This is a genomic window from Gordonia jacobaea, from assembly GCF_001186365.1.
GTDB lineage: Bacteria > Actinomycetota > Actinomycetes > Mycobacteriales > Mycobacteriaceae > Gordonia > Gordonia jacobaea.
The window spans coordinates 1-635 of the sequence record NZ_LDTZ01000008.1; the positions used below are offsets into that span (position 1 = coordinate 1).

Below are 635 nucleotides of genomic sequence, written 5' to 3' on the forward strand. Positions count from 1 at the left end.
CTTGTCAAGATGTCTGTGTAAGAACGTAACTCCTGATTTCTTGGGTTCGCTTTCGGTGTCTAGTTGAGGTGGGGTTCGATGCGGTCGGGGTAGGCCAGGGCGAGTTGTCCGAGGGCCTGTTTCCAGCTGGTCACGACTTGCCCTTCGACGAGTCGTCCGGGCGCTTTACGCTGACTGGCTGGCTTGCCGCGTTCCTTCTCGCGTTGCCTGGCTCGTTTGTCCTCGATGTCGCAGATAGCCAGCCAGAGCAGTTTGCGGACCGCGACGTCGTTGGGGAAGTGTCCCCTGTTCTTGATGACCTTGCGGAGTTGATAGTTCAGCGACTCGATCGAGTTGGTGGTGTAGATGACCTTGCGCAACTCGGGTGGGAAGGCCAGGAATGGGATGAATCTGTCCCAGGCGCGGTCGAAAGCCTGTGCCGCACTCGGATATGTGACACCCAACGCCGAATCTCGGAAGATCTCCCATTCTCGGCGCGCGGTCTCGGCGTCGGGGGCGGTGTAAATCGGTTTGATCGCCCGGGCGACCTGTTTGCGGTCTTTGTAGTTGATGAACCGCATCGCGTTGCGGATCAGGTGCACGACGCAGGTTTGTACGGTGGCCAAAGGCCACGTCGCCTCGATCGCCTCGGGGAA

Annotated in this window: 1 protein-coding gene; it reads right to left on the reverse strand. The window is 59.4% G+C overall.

Annotation, left to right across the window (positions count from 1 at the left end):
• Nucleotides 1-59: 59 nt before the first annotated feature.
• Nucleotides 60-635 (reverse strand): IS256 family transposase (locus tag ABW18_RS00045; RefSeq protein WP_049697017.1); only part of this gene is annotated, 576 nt, incomplete at its 5' end.